The 19,821-nt window shown below is 36.5% G+C and carries 24 protein-coding genes; 12 read left to right on the top strand and 12 right to left on the bottom strand.

The window, feature by feature from the left end; genetic code table 11:
• Window positions 1-158: 158 nt before the first annotated feature.
• From AN490_RS00555 to AN490_RS00545, 3 genes are all read left to right on the top strand, one after another.
• Complete coding sequence (locus AN490_RS00555) at window positions 159-338, top strand: hypothetical protein (protein ID WP_299998916.1); 180 nt, start codon at window positions 159-161, stop codon at window positions 336-338.
• A 45-nt stretch (window positions 339-383) separates the two neighbouring features.
• Entirely contained in the window at window positions 384-914 is a 531-nt protein-coding gene (locus AN490_RS00550) for a restriction endonuclease (RefSeq protein ID WP_299998914.1), read from the top strand.
• A gap of 100 nt (window positions 915-1,014) precedes the next feature.
• Complete coding sequence (locus tag AN490_RS00545) at window positions 1,015-1,944, top strand: hypothetical protein (protein WP_299998912.1); 930 nt, start codon at window positions 1,015-1,017, stop codon at window positions 1,942-1,944.
• On the opposite strand, the gene AN490_RS00540 is transcribed toward AN490_RS00545, so the two are convergent.
• The 3 genes from AN490_RS00540 to AN490_RS00530 all read right to left on the bottom strand — a co-directional run bounded on the left by AN490_RS00540 (window position 1,925) and on the right by AN490_RS00530 (window position 4,313).
• Window positions 1,925-2,053 (bottom strand): hypothetical protein, encoded by a 129-nt coding sequence (locus tag AN490_RS00540; RefSeq protein WP_299998909.1) that lies wholly within the window; start codon window positions 2,051-2,053, stop codon window positions 1,925-1,927. The genes AN490_RS00545 and AN490_RS00540 overlap by 20 nt on opposite strands.
• Window positions 2,054-2,113: 60 nt before the next feature.
• Entirely contained in the window at window positions 2,114-3,040 is a 927-nt protein-coding gene (locus AN490_RS00535) for an ABC transporter permease subunit (RefSeq protein ID WP_299998907.1), read from the bottom strand.
• A 175-nt stretch (window positions 3,041-3,215) separates the two neighbouring features.
• A complete protein-coding gene (locus AN490_RS00530) occupies window positions 3,216-4,313 on the bottom strand; it encodes an amino acid ABC transporter substrate-binding protein (RefSeq protein WP_299998905.1) in 1,098 nt (365 codons plus the stop codon).
• Between the two features lie 156 nt (window positions 4,314-4,469).
• Between AN490_RS00530 and grxC the strand changes: the two genes are divergently transcribed.
• A complete protein-coding gene (gene grxC / locus AN490_RS00525) occupies window positions 4,470-4,790 on the top strand; it encodes a glutaredoxin 3 (RefSeq protein WP_271821315.1) in 321 nt (106 codons plus the stop codon).
• Here grxC and AN490_RS00520 read toward each other — a convergent pair.
• Entirely contained in the window at window positions 4,764-4,937 is a 174-nt protein-coding gene (locus tag AN490_RS00520) for a hypothetical protein (RefSeq protein WP_299998901.1), read from the bottom strand. The genes grxC and AN490_RS00520 overlap by 27 nt on opposite strands.
• 27 nt (window positions 4,938-4,964) lie before the next feature.
• Here AN490_RS00520 and tadA point away from each other — a divergent pair, with 27 nt between their 5' ends.
• Window positions 4,965-5,405: a tRNA adenosine(34) deaminase TadA gene (gene tadA, locus AN490_RS00515; RefSeq protein WP_271821339.1), complete on the top strand. Its 441-nt coding sequence runs from the start codon at window positions 4,965-4,967 to the stop codon at window positions 5,403-5,405.
• Window positions 5,406-5,517: 112 nt separating this feature from the next.
• Window positions 5,518-6,309 carry a 1-acyl-sn-glycerol-3-phosphate acyltransferase gene (locus AN490_RS00510; protein ID WP_299998899.1) on the top strand — a complete coding sequence of 264 codons (792 nt, stop codon included), beginning with the start codon at window positions 5,518-5,520 and terminating at the stop codon, window positions 6,307-6,309.
• Window positions 6,310-6,398: 89 nt separating this feature from the next.
• Here the strand turns inward: AN490_RS00510 and AN490_RS00505 are convergent, their stop codons facing one another.
• A complete protein-coding gene (locus AN490_RS00505; protein ID WP_299998896.1) occupies window positions 6,399-8,507 on the bottom strand; it encodes a S8 family serine peptidase in 2,109 nt (702 codons plus the stop codon).
• A 318-nt stretch (window positions 8,508-8,825) separates the two neighbouring features.
• On the bottom strand, window positions 8,826-9,545 hold the full coding sequence (locus AN490_RS00500) for a class I SAM-dependent methyltransferase (protein WP_299998894.1): 720 nt from the start codon (window positions 9,543-9,545) through the stop codon (window positions 8,826-8,828).
• A gap of 177 nt (window positions 9,546-9,722) precedes the next feature.
• Between AN490_RS00500 and AN490_RS00495 the strand changes: the two genes are divergently transcribed.
• Window positions 9,723-9,857, top strand: coding sequence for a hypothetical protein (locus AN490_RS00495; RefSeq protein WP_299998892.1), 135 nt, complete (start codon window positions 9,723-9,725; stop codon window positions 9,855-9,857).
• A 96-nt stretch (window positions 9,858-9,953) separates the two neighbouring features.
• Here AN490_RS00495 and AN490_RS00490 read toward each other — a convergent pair whose 3' ends face one another.
• Window positions 9,954-10,952, bottom strand: coding sequence for a CHAD domain-containing protein (locus tag AN490_RS00490; RefSeq protein WP_299998890.1), 999 nt, complete (start codon window positions 10,950-10,952; stop codon window positions 9,954-9,956).
• Between the two features lie 116 nt (window positions 10,953-11,068).
• Complete coding sequence (locus tag AN490_RS00485) at window positions 11,069-11,473, bottom strand: NIL domain-containing protein (RefSeq protein ID WP_015079300.1); 405 nt, start codon at window positions 11,471-11,473, stop codon at window positions 11,069-11,071.
• 60 nt (window positions 11,474-11,533) lie between these two features.
• Here AN490_RS00485 and AN490_RS00480 point away from each other — a divergent pair, with 60 nt between their 5' ends.
• Window positions 11,534-12,100: a thioredoxin family protein gene (locus AN490_RS00480; RefSeq protein ID WP_299998886.1), complete on the top strand. Its 567-nt coding sequence runs from the start codon at window positions 11,534-11,536 to the stop codon at window positions 12,098-12,100.
• A 239-nt stretch (window positions 12,101-12,339) separates the two neighbouring features.
• Here the strand turns inward: AN490_RS00480 and AN490_RS00475 are convergent, their stop codons facing one another.
• A complete protein-coding gene (locus AN490_RS00475; protein WP_299998884.1) occupies window positions 12,340-12,717 on the bottom strand; it encodes a hypothetical protein in 378 nt (125 codons plus the stop codon).
• A gap of 141 nt (window positions 12,718-12,858) precedes the next feature.
• Between AN490_RS00475 and AN490_RS00470 the strand changes: the two genes are divergently transcribed.
• The 3 genes from AN490_RS00470 (at window position 12,859) to AN490_RS00460 (ending at window position 16,643) form a co-directional block, all read left to right on the top strand.
• A complete protein-coding gene (locus AN490_RS00470; protein ID WP_299998882.1) occupies window positions 12,859-14,094 on the top strand; it encodes an LL-diaminopimelate aminotransferase in 1,236 nt (411 codons plus the stop codon).
• A 111-nt stretch (window positions 14,095-14,205) separates the two neighbouring features.
• Window positions 14,206-15,675 carry an AAA family ATPase gene (locus AN490_RS00465; protein WP_299998880.1) on the top strand — a complete coding sequence of 490 codons (1,470 nt, stop codon included), beginning with the start codon at window positions 14,206-14,208 and terminating at the stop codon, window positions 15,673-15,675.
• Complete coding sequence (locus AN490_RS00460; protein ID WP_148765888.1) at window positions 15,672-16,643, top strand: hypothetical protein; 972 nt, start codon at window positions 15,672-15,674, stop codon at window positions 16,641-16,643. Before AN490_RS00465 ends, AN490_RS00460 begins: the two co-directional genes overlap by 4 nt.
• Window positions 16,644-16,650: 7 nt before the next feature.
• Here AN490_RS00460 and AN490_RS00455 read toward each other — a convergent pair whose 3' ends face one another.
• Window positions 16,651-17,454: an ABC transporter permease gene (locus tag AN490_RS00455; protein WP_366925003.1), complete on the bottom strand. Its 804-nt coding sequence runs from the start codon at window positions 17,452-17,454 to the stop codon at window positions 16,651-16,653.
• Window positions 17,455-17,746: 292 nt separating this feature from the next.
• Between AN490_RS00455 and AN490_RS00450 the strand changes: the two genes are divergently transcribed.
• Window positions 17,747-18,820 carry a glycosyltransferase family 4 protein gene (locus AN490_RS00450; protein WP_015079294.1) on the top strand — a complete coding sequence of 358 codons (1,074 nt, stop codon included), beginning with the start codon at window positions 17,747-17,749 and terminating at the stop codon, window positions 18,818-18,820.
• A 48-nt stretch (window positions 18,821-18,868) separates the two neighbouring features.
• Here AN490_RS00450 and queF read toward each other — a convergent pair whose 3' ends face one another.
• Together queF and AN490_RS00440 are read right to left on the bottom strand one after the other, a co-directional pair.
• The gene (gene queF / locus AN490_RS00445) at window positions 18,869-19,324 is read right to left on the bottom strand and encodes a preQ(1) synthase (protein ID WP_213717949.1); all 456 of its coding nucleotides are present in this window, start codon (window positions 19,322-19,324) and stop codon (window positions 18,869-18,871) included.
• Between the two features lie 77 nt (window positions 19,325-19,401).
• A complete protein-coding gene (locus tag AN490_RS00440; protein ID WP_299998872.1) occupies window positions 19,402-19,794 on the bottom strand; it encodes a hypothetical protein in 393 nt (130 codons plus the stop codon).
• Window positions 19,795-19,821: the final 27 nt, after the last annotated feature.

The raw sequence follows: 19,821 nt of genomic DNA, 5'->3' as shown, positions 1-19,821 counted from the left end.
GGCAATTATTAGAAGGAGTGAATCTTACTGAATTGTCAAAGTATCGACTTTCAGGTGTTTATATCATTTGGTATGAAGGAATAGAAGAAAGGGTAGTGCGTATAGGACAAGGTATAATTTTAGACTGATTGTCTGTACATCGGCATACTCAAGAGATTATGTCTTATAAAGAATTTGGTGAATTGTTCGTAACTTGGACTATTGTCGAACCGAAACTCCAAAATGGTATTGAAAATTATCTTGGATATACACTTAAACCTTTAGTTGCAGAAAGGTTTCCTGATGTAGTTCCTATTCCTGTTAATTTACCACTTTATTTAACGCATCTATCACAATAGCAGAGCAATCACACTTAAATCCTAATATTTGAAGTCCAAATTTCTATGTTAAAAAAACAAACAAGCTGGCGAAAATATGAAGAATATACAAGTAGTATTCTTAACGATGAAGTAGTTAAAAAATATTTACAAAAACACCTGAGCTTAAAAGATTTTAAAATTCAACCTAAAGAAAAATTGCCTGGTAAATCTGGTACAAATTGGCAAGTAGACGCTTATGGTGATGACATCAATGAACAGCGTATTTTGGTTGAATGTAAACACTACAAACGCAAAAAATCTGAAAAAGGTGCAGCATTAGAACAAAATATAATAGCTGCATTTGCTTATATAATTAAAGATGTGGGAGCAAGTAGAGGAATAATCGTAACTACACAAGGATTACAAGAAGGGGCTAGTAAAGTAGCTAAGTATGAAGGTATAGAATTATTGCAATTAGACTATAATTCAACAGACAAAAACTTTGTTATTCGTTCTCCTGAAAATAATCAGGCTGTTGCTGTATTTACTGAAGAATTTGGTAGTATAAGTGCTGCTCAACTATATTCATCATATACTAAGCATCCTGTAGAATAAGCACTATAAAAGTTTATACAGTTTTGTTGTGTAGTTGGTTTAAACAATCTGTATAATAGCGAAATATCGGTTAATGCAATCTATGGGGCTGGAGGGATAAATGGTTGAATGGAGTATTAGAAGATACAAATTATCCGATTTTAATTTGGATAAATTTTACTCCGCTATTAATGCCTGGGCTAAACAACGTGGATGTGGGATTACTTATTTCCATGCTCCTCCAGCAAGTCTTCTGGCTTATACAGAAACTTTGGCAGCAGCTATCTCTGGAACTACATCTAAAAGATTAATACCAAAAGTAGAAGTAAACTTTTTTATTGCTTCTCCTGGTCAATTGGCGATATTGCAGACTTTTTCATCTTTCAGTATCTGCTATCAAGTTGATTCCATTTTGTATGCTGCAACAACAAATAACCTTCCGATAGAGTGTAGTGAATTGTTGAATAATTTTTTAGCACCTTGGGTATTAAGTCAATGTGGAATAGTTATTGATCAACAATCTCTAGTATTGAATAGCAGCCGATGGATTTGCTTATCTGACCATGTTAGAAACTTGGAGAAAAAAACACATAGTAGCGGTAAATATTCTGAGCCAGTAGATAAACAGAATATCCAAAATGTCAAGGTTTGTCTTGATTCAGATTTTGAAAGGATTCGGACAAGTGCTGAGACGATATTTGTACCTCTCAATGTCAAAATTACGGTCAGACGATCTCGTACAATTGAACATACATTAGATATTACTTTGCGTAATTTAAAAGGCGAAAATCTGAATTTAGGATTTAAGGATATTCTTGGAGCTTCAATACTCACTGAAGTAGAAAGGCAAAGAGGGCGTAGTTATACAACAAGTGAAAAGTTAGAGTACGAAGTTGAGCTTAGTGGTGACAATGCTTGTGAATACAGCTTGATCTGGACAGATGTATGGTGTACAGGAACTATTAAATTTACTACAAATGCAATAACTCAAGTATTGCCCTTTCGCTTTCGAGAACGTTCAGAACTTGAAGTTATACTTTTGAAGACTTAGCATGATAATCCTCTTTTTCTTTTAGTGTAGCTGCTTGATTGGCAATTTTGGCTTTTCTTTCTGAGGAGAAATCTTTAGTAAGTTGGCTAAACTTCTGATGTTCTGTCATATTGAACCAGCCATTTTTGAGTCAATTCAGAATCGGAAGTAGCTACATCTGCGCTTAAACTCATCTTTCCTTAATCTGCACAGAACGATTAAATAAATTCATGGTGAAAGAAATTATCAAACTCAAAGTCAGATAGGTAATCATAATTAACAGCATTACTTCTACAGCTTTCCCAGTTTGGTTAAAAGTGGTAGAAGCAACAAAATAAATATCAGGATAACCGATAGCGATCGCTAAACTGGAATTTTTTGTTAAATTTAGATATTGACTGGTTAATGGTGGAAAAATCACCCGCAAAGCTTGGGGAAAAATCACCAACCGCATTGCTAAACTTGGGTTTAACCCCAGAGATTTCGCTGCTTCTAGTTGTCCTTTCGGGACTGATTGAATTCCCCCGCGCACAATTTCCGCAATAAACGCACCTGTGTAAAAAGTTAACCCCAATAATAAACTAGAAAATTCTGGAGATAAGGTAAACCAAGGAAGTTGAATCCCGTTTTGACTAAAGTTAACAAAACCCAATAAGGAAAGTTTATTTTCAGCTTTGGGAAAACTCAAGAAAACTGCAAAATACCAAAATAGCAATTGCAATAATAATGGAGTATTCCGAAAAACTTCTACATAAACTAGACTAATTTTCCTCACTAACCAATTATCTGATAATCGCGCAATTCCCGCAGTAATTCCCACAATTGTGGTGAGAAAAATTCCCATTATTGCTATTCTTAGAGAATTAACTAATCCTACTAATAAAGCATAATTATAAGCATCCGTTGGTTGATAATTAATGAGAGTTTCACCAATATCAAAAGATGCTTGTTGCTTGAGAAAATTAAATCCAAATTGAATTCCTAATTGCTGTAAATTTCGTCTGACATTCCCCCACAAGATAATAACTATAACTACTGCTAAAAATACAAAAATTAGCTGGATAGCATTTTGCCAAAAGCGATTATCACGCCATAAAGGAGGTTTTGAATTGGTCATTAGTTAGTTGTCAGTTGTTAGTTGTTAGTAGGGGCGAAGCATTTGGAAGATAAATTGTCGGTCATTGCCAAAAATAGTTCTCCAAATGCTTCGCCCGTACAGTTGTCAGTTGTTAGTTGTTAGTTGTCAGTTGTCAGTTGTCAGTTATTAATAGTAATAAAGTTCTTTTGCTTCCTTAGCGGAAAGGTGGAGAATAGAGTAATCCTCCTTTTGAGGAAATTTGATTTTGTCCGCGTGGGAGATTTAGTTTTGTCTTTGTTCCCAAATTGCGATCATAAATTTCGCCATAATTACCAACGTGCTTGATAATTTTGGCAGCAAAATCCTTTGTTAAACCAATTCCTTCTCCGAGATTTCCTTCTGTTCCTAAAAAACGTTTAATATCGGGATCTTTACTATTAGTAAACTCTGCTAAATTTTGAGAATTAATTCCCAATTCTTCTGCTTTCACCAAAGCATAAACAGTCCATTTGAGTATATCACTCCACTTACTGTCACCCTTAGCAACTGCTGGCGCTAGAGGTTCAGAAGAAAGAACATCATCTAAAATGATATTATCTTCTGGTTTAGGCAAGGTTGTCCGTCGAGAAACCAAAGCGGAACGGTCTGTAGTTACAGCATCACAACGTCCTTCAGCATAAGTACCAAAGGTAATATTCACATCTTCAAAAACAACGGGTTTATAAGTAATTCCCTGTTTCCGCATTTGGTCTGCTAAATTTTGTTCAGTAGTAGTTCCAGTTTGCACACAAATGGCTTTGTCTTTCAGGTCTTTGATAGATTTAATATTGCTATTTTTACGCACCATGACAGCTTGACCATCGTAAAATACCACAGGTGCGAAATCTAAACCTTGGGAAGTTGCACGGCTAAAAGTCCAGCTAGTATTGCGACTGAGAATATCTACTTCTCCAGTTTGTAAAGCGGTAAATCGTTCTTTCGCGTTGAGATTGCGATATTCTACCGCGTCTGGATTGTCAAATACTGCTGCTGCAACAGCCCGACAAATATCAACGTCAATGCCGCTATATTTGCCGTCAGTGCTGACAAAACTAAATCCTGGTAGTTCCCCGCTAACACCACAAATAAGCTGTCCACGGCTTTTAATGCGATTCCAGAGAACGCGAGTAACTTGTCCTTGGGGAGTGCTAACGGGATTTTGTGTATTATTTTGTGGTTGATCATTACAGGCGCTCAGAATTAGGATTAAAGGGGCGATCGCTAAAGGCATCCCTATCCCCTGTAAAATGACAGATAATTTACTAAATTTCATAATTGTTTTTTCTCAAGAATCTTCTTTATAATTGAAACATTTATTGATACTCGTGGCAAATATATCCTCTTAGGAGTATGACTAACGGCACTCCAGCTATTAAACTGGATTTCTGTAGATGAGATTTAATTACAAGAAAACCTCTTAATTAAGAATATGCTAAATTTTCTCAACTCTCTTCTCGGTCGCCATCCAGAGCAAATCAAAGCCAATGTAGAAATTTACACTTGGCAAACTTGCCCCTACTGCATCCGCGCCAAAATGCTACTATGGTGGAAAGGTGTTAATTTCACCGAGTACAAAATTGATGGCGACGAAACAGCCAGATCAAATATGGCAGAACGCGCCGACGGCCGCCGTAGCGTCCCCCAAATTTTTATTAATAATCAACATATTGGTGGTTGTGATGACCTGTATCAATTAGATGCAAAAGCTCAACTTGACCTTCTGTTATTTGAGGTTGCGGGTAATGGGTAATGGGTAATTGGTAATTGGTAATTGGTAATTTCCTTCTTCCTCCTTCCTCCTTCCTCCTTCTACTGAACTCCTGACTCCTGACTCCTGACTCCTGACTCCTGACTTCTGACTCCTGACTCCTGACTCCTTCCCCCAATGCTTGAACACCCAGAATATTTACAACATCGAAAATGGATGAATCACGCCCTGGAATTGGCACGGGTGGCGGGTGATGCTGGTGAAGTTCCTGTGGGGGCTGTAATTGTTGACATAGATAATAAATTGGTTGCTGTGGGTGAAAATCGCAAAGAACGGGATCAAGATCCGACTGCACACGCAGAAATTATGGCGATTCGGGCTGCTAGTCAAGTTTTACAAAGTTGGCGCTTGCATCAATGCACTTTATATGTCACTCTAGAACCCTGTCCGATGTGTGCCGGTGCTATAGTTCATGCCCGATTGGGAAAATTGATCTATGGCGTGGACGATACCAAAACTGGCGCAATTCGTACTGTTATTAACATCCCTGATCATCCAGCCTCTAATCACCGTCTGAAAGTGCTAGGAGGTATTCTAGAATCAGACTGTCGAGAACAATTACAAAATTGGTTTGCTACCCAACGTCAACAAAAATAACAGACACAGATAAAACTGTCCAAATGGGAAAATACAAGTTACCCAAGAAAATCTACGGTGGACATAATCAAGTGTGTGTCATCTTCTATTCGCCAAAAAATCAGCCACCGTTATGATCAAATCATACTTTGCTTCTACCAACCGCCATTCTCAAACTAAAAATACGCCTGTAAATCCTCACCTCGACTCCGCTCGGCGACCTTCGGTGCTTCAGAATACCTCGCGGGTTTCGCCTTGGTTAATCCGTGTTGCTTATCTTCTAGGACGCTGCATGATTTTGCCATCTTTCTTTGGGCATATTAAGGTGACTGGAAGAGAAAATATTCCTAAAAGTGGACCAGTAATTCTTGCACCTACCCATCGTTCCCGGTGGGATTCCTTGGTTTTGCCCTATGCTACTGGTCGTTGTGTGACGGGTAGAGATATGCGATTTATGGTAACGAGTAATGAATGTCAGGGGTTGCAAGGTTGGTTGGTGCTGCGAATGGGGGGTTTTCCTGTAAATATTGAACGTCCGGCGATCGCAACTCTCCGGCATACGGTAGAGTTAATGCAGCAGGGGGAAATGTTAGTTATTTATCCCGAAGGTGGTATTCATCGTGATGGTCAAGTTCATCCCCTAAAGCCGGGAATCGCTCGTTTAGCTGTGACTGCTGAATCTACCTATCCAGGATTAGATATTAAAGTTATTCCTGTCGGTATCCATTACAGTGAACCCTATCCTCATTGGGGTACTGATGTGAGTATTCATATTGGTGAACCTATCAAAGCCGCAGATTATATGAATGGAAATTTAAAACAAGAAGCCAAAAGGCTGACAGCAGATTTAACCCATAAATTAAAACAATTAAGTCATCAAGAAGTAGAAATTAGCGATCGCATTTTTGCAGAAATTCATAATTGAGAGGAGTCAGGAGTCAGGAGGAAGAAGAAGAAAGAAGAAGAAAGAAGAAGAAAGAAAATTCCTCTCCCTGTTCCCTGTTCCCTGTTCCCTTACTTCCCGTGTCCAATTACCAATTCCCAGTTATTAAGTTTGCCCACGTCTAGGGCTGCATAGTCAATAACTTGTAATTGCCAGTTACCTTTTGCGGGTAAAGAAAGTAATTGTTTAAGGGCAGGATGCGATCGCACTGTGTAAGTATTTTGTAATTGATTACGACGACCTAATGTACGACTTTGTAATAAAATCCGCTGATTATTAGGAGCAATTAAATAAACTTCTAAATCTCCTAAAAAATCATGGATGATATTCACGGTAACTTGGATATCTGTGACATTGACAGCTTCATTAATAGCGATCGCACTTTTAATTCCCTGTCTATTATTATCAGGAATATTCACAACTTGAGAATTTTTGACCTGAATTTGTTTATTCGTAATTTTAGCAACCGCACCCATCTGCTGCGCTAGTCTCACAGCCTTAGCAGCATTAACTTTGCCATAACCAAACCATTGACTATGACCATTACTATTATAAGTACCCCCACGCACACCCAACTGAAGATCAGGGTTATTATCCACTATTTTATCAGCCGTATCTTGGAGAATCCGTTTAACTTGTTGAGCCGTTAAATCAGGATTAGCTGATAATACCAAAGCCGCTACTCCTGCCACAATGGGAGTAGAACTGGAAGTACCACCAAAGTTTTTAGTAAAATTTCCCGCATCATAACCAGCCGCACCTATTTGATCTGTTGTCAACACTCCCAATCCAAATAGAGAAGAAACAATTGCCGGTTGTGTATAAACAAAACCAGTTTCTTGAAACCACATTCCTGGAGGAGCATTATTACTGGGAGCGCAAACAGAAACATTACCTCCCCAATTACTATAAGCAGCCTTTTTATTTAAACTAGTAGACGCAGATACAGTAATCACATCAGGATGAACAGCAAAACCGCTTAACCAATTTGTCTTCCCTTGAACAATATTTTTCGGCCAATTCTGTTCATTTATAGTCCCATTAATGGGACGATTAGCATTTCCGGCTGCGAAAACAATCACACATCCTTTCCCCTTGCGTCCATTGGTAGCAGCCCGGTTAATAGCGGCTTTTTGCCGAATAGAAAGGGGAAAATAAACAGCAGAAGCTCCCCAACTACAAGAAATTACACTTGCGCCTTTTTCTATAGCCCAATTAAAAACATCCTCAATTGATTGATCATCTAAAAAGCCAGTAGTGCGAATTGGCATCATTGCACAGCCAGGAGCAACTCCCACAATTCCTGAACCATTTTCTTCAGCTACAGCTAATCCTGCACAAGCAGTCCCATGACTAGTTTCTTTTTCTCCAGGTAAGGGTAAAAAATCATTTTCTTTTAAATCTCTAGGAGCAACAATTTTACCTGTACCTTGAAAATCTGGATGTTTTAAATCAAAGGAATCATCTACTACAGCCACCACGATAGAACGCACACCACGAGTAGTATCCCAAGCTTGTTCTACGGAAATATGCGAACCAGCCACCAATTGATTACTACTATTATGATTGAGATACCATTGCTGGGAATAAAGAGAATCTTTGGGTTTATAATTGGGTTCTTGTTGAATGAGAATATTCGGTTCAGCCGCTAAAACTTCTGGCAATGTTTGTAAATAATTGGTAATTTTAACGGGATTTTGTGTGGATTGTTTACTAACAAGAAAAATGAATGTATTTGGTATGCCGAATACTGGTTGATCTTGAACTAAATTCAATGTACTGGTAATAGTATTAATTTTAGTATTATCTACCCAAGTAGCAAATTGAATTGTAATTTGGTCGCTGAGATAAACAAAAGTTCCCGGATTATTTTCCAGCGTATAAACATGACTCACAAAGTCTACGTTTTCATCATTGCGTAATTGAGACATGACTGCGTCTAACTGATTAGGAAAGACCGTATATAATTCTAGTTTCGCTTGAGGAATACTCCGCCGCCATACGCTACCAGGAATCTGTGATAATTTTTCATTGGGAAAATTAGCATTAGGACGGATAGTAAAACGATATAGCGTTTTTTCTAGCATTAACTCTTCACCACCCCGTTGTAAGGTCAGTGACTGGTTGTTATTTGCTACATCTGATTTAGGAAAATCCGCAGGATTAATATTATCACTCATAAGAATTGGGGATTGGTGGAATTAGCCAAATTGAAAAAACCTTGATTTGTCGGTTGGTTTGTGGAGCGTTTATGTTCCCACAGCAATGGGACAAAATCCAACGCATTTGTTGGGTTTCCTTGGGTCAACCCAACCTACAAAAAATGGCGAATATATTGTGAATATACAGCACTTCCCGGTGTTATGAGGTACATATCTAGCGGGCAAGATGCCCGCACTACAAGAGTACCGTTGTTTCGATCTGCTTGCAGCAGCGCTAGTTCCCTCCGGGACGCACTCGCGTTCGCTATCCGTGTCTTTACCCCTGAGAGTGTAAAATTACTTGTATAGGCATAAAAATTGTGCAGATTCAAAAGTATCTTTGTATAAGCATTCAAAACGAACAAAATTGTGCTTTTGTGCAAGTTGGTACAAAGTAGTTTGAGTTTCGGGGAAATCATAAGTAGATATATGATTTTCAATCATGGACATATCTTGAGACGAGAGTGCAGTCCAGTTTTGACGCATATTTTCTAAGTAGCGATTAACAAATTTTTCTCGGTCTTCCCCTTCTTTACAAACTATGTCAATCAAAACAAATACACCCTTGGGTTTCAAAAGATGGAATACTTGCTCAATAACTTTATCTTTTTGTGCCAAACTTAGATGATGTAAAACAAAGGAAGTCGTAACTATATCAAAGCTTTGTTTTCGGTTTTGAGCTAGTTCCTCAACAACTTTCGATATGTCGTCTTGAATAAAAGTTTGTTCACAGTTAATTTGTGCCATGTTGCCTTGGGCAATTTCCAAAGCAGCCGCAGATAAGTCAATTCCGGTATAGGAGGCAACGGTAGTATTTAATAAAGCTTGAACTAATGAACTAGCATCACCGCATCCAAGTTCAAGTAAGGAAAATGGTGCTGGCAAGTAATCAGTTAATAATTTATGCAAAACACCATAAATTTCTCGGTGTTCCATGCAATTATTGGCTAAGACTTTTTGATATATTTCCCAATTCTTCTTAAAGTAATTATCTGATTGAGTTTTGAGGGTATTCATGGAAGCATTCCCATAACTGACAGTATATTGAAAATAATAGCAGTATAAAGCGTTATCACTTAATTAACTTTTCTCCCACCTGCAATATTAGAGGTAATGGCTAGAAAATAGTTATTTTGTACTATATTTTGAATTCCAAAATCGGGGTTGTAACGTTTTGTTACGCAATCAACATTTATGAACCCACATTCCGCACTTCATTTTGTAATACATCAAGATTACCAATATCGGGCTAATAATGGTCAGATAGCGATTCCTAGGTCGCGCTTCGCGATCGCATTACCACCAGGAAAAATCAGGATTAATACTTAATAAAACTATCCTAATTTGGTAACATTTTTGAAGCATAAATATGTGACATTTTGAAGTGCGTAATGCCGATTATTATATATTTAAACATACCATAAATTAATCTTTTTCTTCTTGTTTAAGATTTACCAATGTCGGTTGTAATACTACTAAATGTAAATTATATCTAATATCTGCTTGCAAATAACGTTGTTGGAGTGGTTGCCATTCTTGCCATAATTGATAACGATTTGCGGCTAGTAGGGTCGTTAATCCACGTAATTGAGTATCCAGTTCTGATTTGAAGATATTCTCTAACCACTCATGTAAAACCATATTATCTTGAATCATTCCCAAGATTTCTTGGATGCTTTTAATATCATGAAGATGTGCAGTAAAAGATTCACCATATAATTCAGTAAATAACTCCATTTGGTAGCGGAGACCTTTGGCTTGTTTCCGTAAACTATGCAAAGTTTTACCTTCTATTTTCAGATGTTCTTCTAATTGCTTGGGTGTCCATTTTGTTTGCACTACTATTTCTGATTTAACAATTTTAGTCCCAATTAACCATCCTGGATGTAAGCAAAATTCACTAACTTCTGGTGAGAGTAAATCTGGTAGTACATGAGAAATTGGTACAAATGAGAAACTTCGATAACTAGGATTTTTTAACCAATTTTCAGCTTCATTTTTAAAAGATTTATAAACTTCATCTTTAAATATATTCTGCACATGAGAAACGGCAATTTCTCGTTGTTTATGCAATTCTTTAAAAGCGGTTTTTAGAGATTTTTGTTCTTTTTCAACTAGATGCGGTTTGTAATTCTTTTCCAGAATTTCTGCAAGCACATCTAAATCTCTGAGACCACCTAAAATTCTAGCAAGTTTACCAATATTTTTATCACTAACTAATTTTGGTAAAAATAAATATCTCTCGAATCTACTAACAGCAGTTCGTAAGCGCCGCATTCCCACACGCATTTGGTGGAGTGGTTCTGGATCTTCGTCTTTTTTAACTGCTTTTTCCCATTTTATGGCGTTTGTAAAATGTTTTTCAATGGCTTGATGTGCAGTTTCACCGAGGGTTTTGATTGGTGTTTCTGAGGGGATTTTCATTGTCAGAATTAGGATGTCCAGAATTGAAGGATGAACAGGATGAAACCAGGAATTTTATTACCAATATCCAGCCTCAAGTAGATAATTCACAACTTGAATTAATACTTAATTGTTGTTTAAAGATTAGTGGAAATAGCTTGTACGGGACAGGTAGGAATACATTGTTCACAGACTATGCAACGCGATCGCACAAAGGTGAGTTTATATGTCTCTGGATTAATAGCCAAGGCTTCAGTGGGACAAACTCCCGTACATAAACCACAGTGAACGCATACATCCTCATCAATGATAATTTCACCTAAACCCAGGGAAACATGAATATGTTGCGATCGCATCCATTCAATTGCTGCATCTAACTGATCAATGTCTCCCAATAATTCTACTACCAGTTTACCAATTTGGTTAGGCGCAACTTGGGCGCGAATAATATTCGCAGCGACATTAAAATCCTTTGCTAGTCGGTAGGTAACAGGCATTTGAATCGCCCGTTTGGGAAAGGTCAGGGTAACTCTTTTTTTCATTATGTTAGAAAACAGTAAACTAGATGATGAACTAAGTTAATAAGTCTTAATAAATTGATTATGAGTACCCAAGCCCCTGTAAATTCTAGTAACCGCATCAAAAACTTCTTAATTGCCATTGTAGCGATCGCTTTGGGAGTTGCCCTCTTCCTGGGACTTAAAACTGATTCTACCTCAGTTTCCCTGGCGGAATTGGGTAAAACTGCTATTCCCTTAGAAGTAGCCCTCAGCAACGGAAAACCTTCTCTAGTCGAGTTTTATGCCGATTGGTGTACAGTTTGTCAGAAAATGACTCCCGACATGGCCAAACTCAGAGAAAAGTACAATAACAACCTGAATTTTGTGATGTTGAATGTTGATAATACCAAATGGTTGCCAGAAATGCTCAAATATCGAGTAGATGGCATTCCCCACTTTGTATTTTTGGGTAAACAAGGAGAAACCATCGCTGAAACCATTGGTGATATTCCCCGCACCATTATGGCTAGTAATTTAGAAGCTTTAATTACTGGTTCTACTCTTCCCCATATTCAAGGTAATGGTAAAACTTCGCAATTTTCCGCCTCAGTCGCCACAGATGGAAATCAAGATGATCCTCGCAGTCATAGTAATCAAGTTGTAAATTAGATGATTGGGGATTAGCAATTGGGAATTGGTATTATTTAATTATTGACTAAAAAAGCATCAAATTTTTTCATGTCTTCCATAAATATAGCAATCCTATTTGATTTATCAAGGAAAGGAGGTTCAGATCCCCGACTTCTTGAAGAAGTCGGGGATCTTTGTATTCGTTCATAATCTATTAACTCTATTCACCAATTCTTCAAGCTTGATAAGTTCTTCAGCAATTTTTCTCCTCAATGCAATCATAGCTCTATTCCTTGAGAAATTGCAGGTAAAATATAAGCTTTAGCGTGTTGTGCTTCCATCAAATCAAGAGAAAAATCTTCAGCAATATCCAAAAGAACACCCACTGCTTTAAAATAATCTTTTTCTGGTAAACCCCAAACAGCTAAATCAATATCAGAACGCCAACTCATTTGTTGATAATCCAATAAAGAACCGAATAAGACAACTTTTTCTGCGCCAAATCTTTCTTTCAATATTTTGGCACATTGTCGCGCAATTTTTAAACCTTGTTTTTGGCGTTCCTGCATAGCAACTAGAAACTGAGGACGATTTTTTCTAGCCTCTAAAACCTCTTGGATAATTCGTTGTTTAGTAGCTTCATTAATGAGACTCATAGTTTCTCAAATATGGGAATTTTCTAAAATAATTATAACTTAAAGTTTCAGATCTCTGACTTCTTGAAGGAGTCAGGGATCTTTTTATTTCTGTCCTCAAAGTAAAATAGTGTATGATTATCTTTTTTCTCAAAATTTACTATGGCTACAATTAACGACAACTACCTGAAACTCAAAGCTGGTTATCTGTTTCCAGAAATTGCGCGTCGGGTAAATGCCTTTGCCCAAGCTAACCCTGATGCTAAAATTATCCGTCTGGGGATTGGTGATGTCACCGAACCCTTACCAGAAGCTTGTCGCACAGCCATGATTAAAGCTGTAGAAGATATGGGCGATCGCTCATCTTTCAAAGGATATGGCCCAGAACAAGGTTATAATTGGCTAAGGGAGAAAATCGCCACCCACGACTTTCAAGCGCGACGAGCAGCCATAGAAGCCGATGAAATCTTCATTTCCGACGGTTCTAAGTGCGATTCCGGCAACATTCTCGATATTTTTGGCAAAAATAACATCATCGCCGTTACAGACCCAGTGTACCCCGTTTACGTAGATACCAACGTCATGGCAGGTAACACCGGAGATGCTAATGAAAAAGGTGAATATGGTGGTTTAGTTTATTTACCTGTCACCGCTGAAAACAATTTTACCGCTGAAATTCCTAGCCAAAAAGTTGATTTAATTTATCTTTGCTTTCCTAATAATCCCACAGGTGCAACTGCTACGAAAGAACATTTGCAAGCATGGGTAAATTATGCTAAAGCTAACGGTTCAATTATCTTTTTTGATGCTGCTTATGAAGCATTTATTAAAGATCCTAGTTTACCTCATTCTATTTTTGAAATAGAAGGTGCTAGAGATTGTGCAATTGAATTTCGTTCTTTCTCTAAAAATGCCGGGTTTACTGGGACTCGTTGCGCTTTAACTGTTGTTCCCAAAACCCTCACAGCCAAAGCTGCTGATGGTTCTAATGTGGAACTTTGGAAACTCTGGAATCGTCGTCAATCTACCAAATTTAACGGCGTTTCTTATATTATTCAACGGGGTGCAGAAGCAGTTTATTCAGAAGCAGGGCAAGCACAAATCAAAGCTTTGGTAAACTTCTATTTAGACAATGCTAAAATCATTCGTGAAGAACTGACAAACGCTGGTTTAAATGTTTATGGTGGCGTAAATGCTCCTTACGTATGGGTGCAAACTCCTCATGGTTTATCTAGTTGGGAATTTTTCGATAAGTTATTAGAAACTGTGAATGTTGTGGGAACTCCCGGTTCTGGTTTTGGTGCTGCGGGTGAAGGTTATTTCCGCATTTCTGCCTTTAATAGTCGGGAAAATGTGGAAGAAGCCATGAAACGGATTACCGCTAAGTTTAAGGTGTAGAATATTGTGGTGGGTAATTCCCACCCTAAATAAATTATGATTAAGTTAGCCGTGATTCAGTGTTAACGGTATAATTCAAATATGTAATGTTTCTCAAGGAAGAAAATTCACATGAAGTTACTACAAGTTCAAGTACCCGATTTCCGAGTTTTGAAAGATGTTGATATTAAGTTTGATAGAAGGTTTGTCCCTAATATCTTTCCTTTAGGAAGTCTCAATGGAGGTGGCAAAAGTACACTTTTACAATTAGTTTTTGTGTTATTACATTGCTGCACAAATCCAGGAAGAAAAGTTTTTATAAAGAATTTACTACATGGCTTTACACTTAATGATGATTCTAGTGATAGAGTATTAGCTATTATCAAGATTTGGGATGGTGAAAAAGAAGTTGAAATTAAATTTCTAGTTTGTCATAACACTTATATTGAAAATATCTTAAAACAAGATCATGAATACAAAAATAGTGAGGACTGGAAATTATCTAATTTTCAAGAACTAGAGAATATCACTAAGAAGATTTCTAAAACAGAACAAGATATTGAACAACTAGAAAAAGCAATTAATAAAATAGAAACTTATCAAGAAATACAAAGTGACAGTTCTAGACGTATCCGACTAATTGACTTAATGAATGGTTTAAGAAATGCTGGAATCAATAAGTTGAGGAGACGGTTGCCATCAATTGAAGAACTCAAAGAAGAAGTTGAAGAAATGCTTGATATATATAACATAAATCTTAATGAATATTACCAAGAGAAAGAAAAAATAGATATTGTATTACAAAAAATATCCACATACTTGCATGAAAAAAATATTGTATATATATGTAATTATTCTTCAGAAATTGATACCGAAGAAAAAGAATTTGTATTATGCGAAATTGGTGATAATTTAGATACAAATAAAGCAGAAGCCTGGTTAGATGAAGTATCAAATAAAATATTCTTAGCCGCTCCTATTAGTCAAGTTTTCCTATTTACTTCTCAAACGTCCAGAAGACTATTGTTTAAACAAAATAGTGATAGAGATTATAATTCAGAATTAAAAATGTCTAAATCGAAACTACCAGGATTTTTTACTTATGACTTTGCTCAAACAGACTTATTGATTAAAGTATTCACAAATGCTATCAATGAAGATTCCAGAGATGCTATAGAAACTGAAGGTGAGTATGGTAAGCGATATAAAGCATTATTAGATGATTTGAATTTATTGTTAGCCAATAAAAAAGTGAATATCTCTACAGATTTCTCTAAAATCACCTTCAAGTTAGATACAAATGATGGAAATATTGAACTTTCTCCTGAAGATTTAAGTCATGGTGAATTAAAGAGATTGAGTATTTACCTATGGATAAAGTATAGTAAAATTAAAAATGCTATTGTTCTCATGGATGAAATTGAAATAGGATTTCATCCAGATTGGCAATATGAAATAATTAGAGATTTAGAGGAATGGTCTTCTAGTAATCAATATATTCTAGCAACTCATTCTTATCAATTATGTCGAGCGCTTACACCGGCTCATGTCAGGGAACTAGAACCAAAACTTATCAAATCAGATAATAATATTCCACTATGAATACTTATCAAAAAAAACTAATGCAACATTGTAACGAAATTCTGGGAAATCCAAACATTAGACAGAGAATTGTTGTTTTGTGCGAGGGTCAAGGTAGTATTTTAAATTTAAGTGACGAAACAACAGTAAATTACGGAAAAATGAAGCAAATGCCAGATGCAGATTTTTATATAAAATGCATTCCAAAGACATGGAAAACATACAAACCAGAATTTTTTAATTGTCAAGGTAGAACAGGTGTTATAGATACTTATTTTAAGCTTTTAGAATTACATGAAGAAGGTAGTAGAGAGTCATACTTAAATCCTGATAAGCTGTTTGCTATAGTTGATTTAGATTTACAGTCCCAAAATATTGATAATTACGGTTTCTCTAATACAGAAGAAATTTTCTCAAATCTTTATCAGCAAGGTCAAGTTAATGAAGAAAATACCAGAAATCATCGCATTTGGGTAACAGGATTAATTCACAAAGAAGCATATTTTATCATACCTGAACTGCAAGAAGTTTTTGATAATCACATCAATGTTCCTATGTATAATAGTCAAAAACTTATTCTTGAAGATATTTATATTACTATGGCAGATGCTATTATTAATAGCAATGATTTAAACAATAACTTATCAACCGTCTCTAATCGCATTAGTCATTGCTCAGGATTAGATTGTACAGATTTAGAAAAGTTACGTGATTCCTGGAAAGAACAGTTTGAAAATTCTCCAGATGAAACACACAAAAATGAGTTAATTTATGCCTTATTAATGCTTAAAAAAGTTAAGGATAACAAAACTCAAGAGGATTATTGGGAAGACATTAAACCACCAAGTGATTGGACTAATACAGAGGAGGTATTTAGGGATGAATTATTAAGGCAAATAGCTAAATTTTACTCAGAGCAGAGTAATTATGCTAAATATCATATTCCTGCTTTTATGCAATTTTTAAAACATTTTTCTACTTTGAATTAATTTCAACCTATTCTCTCCTTTCCCCCGCAGTTCTAATCAATTCCCCTATCAAAGCCACAATAGCAGTCATAGAAATTAACATCACACTTAAAGCATTAATATCCGGTTTGACTCCCGTTCTAATGCGGCTAAAAATTTCCATTGGTAGGGTATTAGTACCACTTCCCGCAGTAAAACTAGCAATTAAAAAATCATCCAAACTCAATACAAAAGCCAATAAACACCCAGAAATAATCCCCGGCATTAATTGAGGTAATAAAACCAAAATAAAGGCTTGTATGGGTGTTGCACCTAAATCTAATGCGGCTTCTTCTAAATGAGGATTAATATTATTCATGCGCGCAGACACTACCAAACCCACATAGGATAGACAAAAAACAATATGGGCGGCGATAATAGTCCATATACTCAAAGGAATAGCAAAGGCCGCTAAACATACTAGTGTCGAAACAGCGATCGCAATATCAGGAATTAATAAGGGTAAATAGGCAATTCCCTGATATAATTTCTTACCAGGAAAATCATAACGTGCCAACCCCACAGCCATTAATGTTCCGAACACTGCGGAAACTCCTACTGCACAAAAAGCCACCAACAAACTATTATATAACCCGGATAAAATCCGTTCGTCATTAAATAGTTTTCCATACCATTCCAGGGTGAATCCTTGCCATTTCGCACTATAAGGTGACTGATTAAAACTATAAAAAGCCAGTACCAAAATAGGTAGGTACATAAACACAAATATAACTAGTGCAAAAACTGCCTGCCAGGAAACACGCGGTTTATTTATTTGTTTGTATATATTCATTTTACTTAATATATGCAACTATTTATTTATCGTTATATATTATACTTATTTTTGTCTTTTAAGTCAAGTTCAAAATCCAAAATATAACAATTATATTTTGTCTAATTTATTTCTTAAGTATCAGACATTGACATTACCTCAGATAGACAAAATATATCAAATATAAAGCATAAGATTTGGTAGTACAATCATGAATAAGGGCGGTTTTTTTACTTTTAGCTATTTCCTGTTAGCTATTCAATTTATTTTCAAATAACTGGAAATAGAAATCGGATATTTTAGGAGATTGATAATGAAAATTGCTCAAATCGCTCCACTGTGGGAGAGAGTACCACCACCAGCTTATGGTGGAATAGAATTGGTAGTGGGGTTATTAACTGATGAATTAGTCCGTCGAGGACACGAAGTGACATTATTTGCATCAGGAGATTCTTTAACTTTAGCCAAATTAATATCAGTTCATCCCCGCGCTTTAAGGCTAGATTCTACTATCAGAGATTCAAGTATTTATGAATTTCTACAAATAGCATCAGTCTATGAAAAAGCCGCAGATTTCGATATTATTCATTCCCACATGGGAGTCGCAACCTTAACATCTGCAAACCTGGTAACAACTCCTACAGTGCATACCTTACATGGCATTTTCACACCAGACAATGAAAAAATATTTAAACATTGTCGAAAACAGCCTTATATTAGTATCTCTAATTCTCAAAAAGAACCCAGATTAGGATTAAACTATGTAGACACTGTTTATAATGGCATTGATGTTAGTAGTTATGAATTTTATCCTCAACCAACAGAACCATCTTATTTAGCTTTTTTAGGCAGAATGTCTCCAGAAAAAGGACCACATTTAGCAATTGAAATTGCTAAAAAAACTGGTCGGAAGTTAAAACTTGCAGGTAAGGTAGATTTGGTAGATTGGGAATATTTTGAACAAAAAGTTAAACCGCATATTGATGGTCAGCAAATTGAATATTTAGGTGAAGCCAATCATCTCCAAAAAAATGCCCTTATGGGTGGTGCTTATGCAACTTTATTCCCAATTACTTGGCGAGAACCTTTTGGTTTAGTTATGGTAGAATCAATGGCATCAGGTACGCCTGTAATTGCCATGCGAATGGGTTCAACAGCAGAAGTGATTGTTAACGGGGAAACAGGTTTTCTCTGTGATAATGTCGAAGAATGTATTAATGCTATTGATCAAGTCAGGAGTTTAAATCGTTACGCTTGTCGTCAATATGTGGAAGAACATTTTAGTGTTCAGCAAATGACTGATGGTTATGAAGCAGTTTATCAAAAGCTAATTGCAGAAAAATTAGCGCGACAAAATGGTTTTTCTCGCACTGCTTTAGTGAGTTAGTAGGGGTGGGGTTTCCCCACCCAGAGAACTTCTTTCTAACTGCCTTTCTTACTCCTGACTCCTGACTCCTGACTCCTGACTCCTGCTATAAACACCTTTCTGATGTTTGACTTCAACTACTGTATGCACATTCCCACGAGGGGTAAAATCTGTTTTCACGGTGACTTCTAAAGGATCACAAGCAGCGACAAAATCATCTAAAATTTGATTGGCTGTTTCTTCATGGGAGATATAGCGATCGCGGTAGCTGTTAATATAAAGCTTGAGTGCCTTCAACTCTACTACCCTTTCATCTGGAATGTATGTAATATAAATGGTCGCAAAGTCAGGATAACCGGAAAAAGGACATTTACAAGTAAATTCCGGTAAAGTAATATTAACGTCATAGCGTCGCCCAATGCGGGGGTTCGGAAATGTAATTAATTTCCCTTCCGCAATTTCGCGTTCACCATATTTCATTTCTTGACTTGCTGGAGATACAGTTTCAGGTGCAAAGTTACTCATTATATTAGTAAAAAGAAATGCAGAGATTCACAATTATTAACTTAACAGTTTTTAACATTTCTCTCCAGCTTAATGAGTTACTTACTTTCTTTTTCCCAGTCAGGACAATTTTTATCATCCCAACCATGAGGGTGCATAGCACAGACTAACAAATTACCGCTATAAACCTGGCCATGATAGTTACTACAACCAATACAAGCAGCATTTTTTTCTAGTGTAGCTTCTACTTGATATGGAAAACCAGGATCTATATCTTCGGTGATATCTTCCAGTTCCCAGTAAATCTCCAAAATTGGTTCGGCTAAATCTTGTAAAAACTGTTCGTGCAACGTAGCTAAAGTATCAATATCAGCCTCAAATGCGCTTTGTACTTCTTCAGTAATCTGTTCCGTAACCTCAGAAAAAGCGTCTCTGCATTTAATCTCATAAAATTGTAGTTTTCCGTAGTCAAACGTAGCTATATCCGTCACTACAATGAACCTTAGTAATATCTTTCA

The organism is Anabaena sp. AL09 (assembly GCF_001672255.1).
In the GTDB taxonomy this organism is placed as follows: domain Bacteria; phylum Cyanobacteriota; class Cyanobacteriia; order Cyanobacteriales; family Nostocaceae; genus Dolichospermum; species Dolichospermum lemmermannii.
The sequence above is the reverse complement of the archived record's forward strand: the minus strand, read 5'-3'. Positions and strand labels throughout refer to the sequence as shown.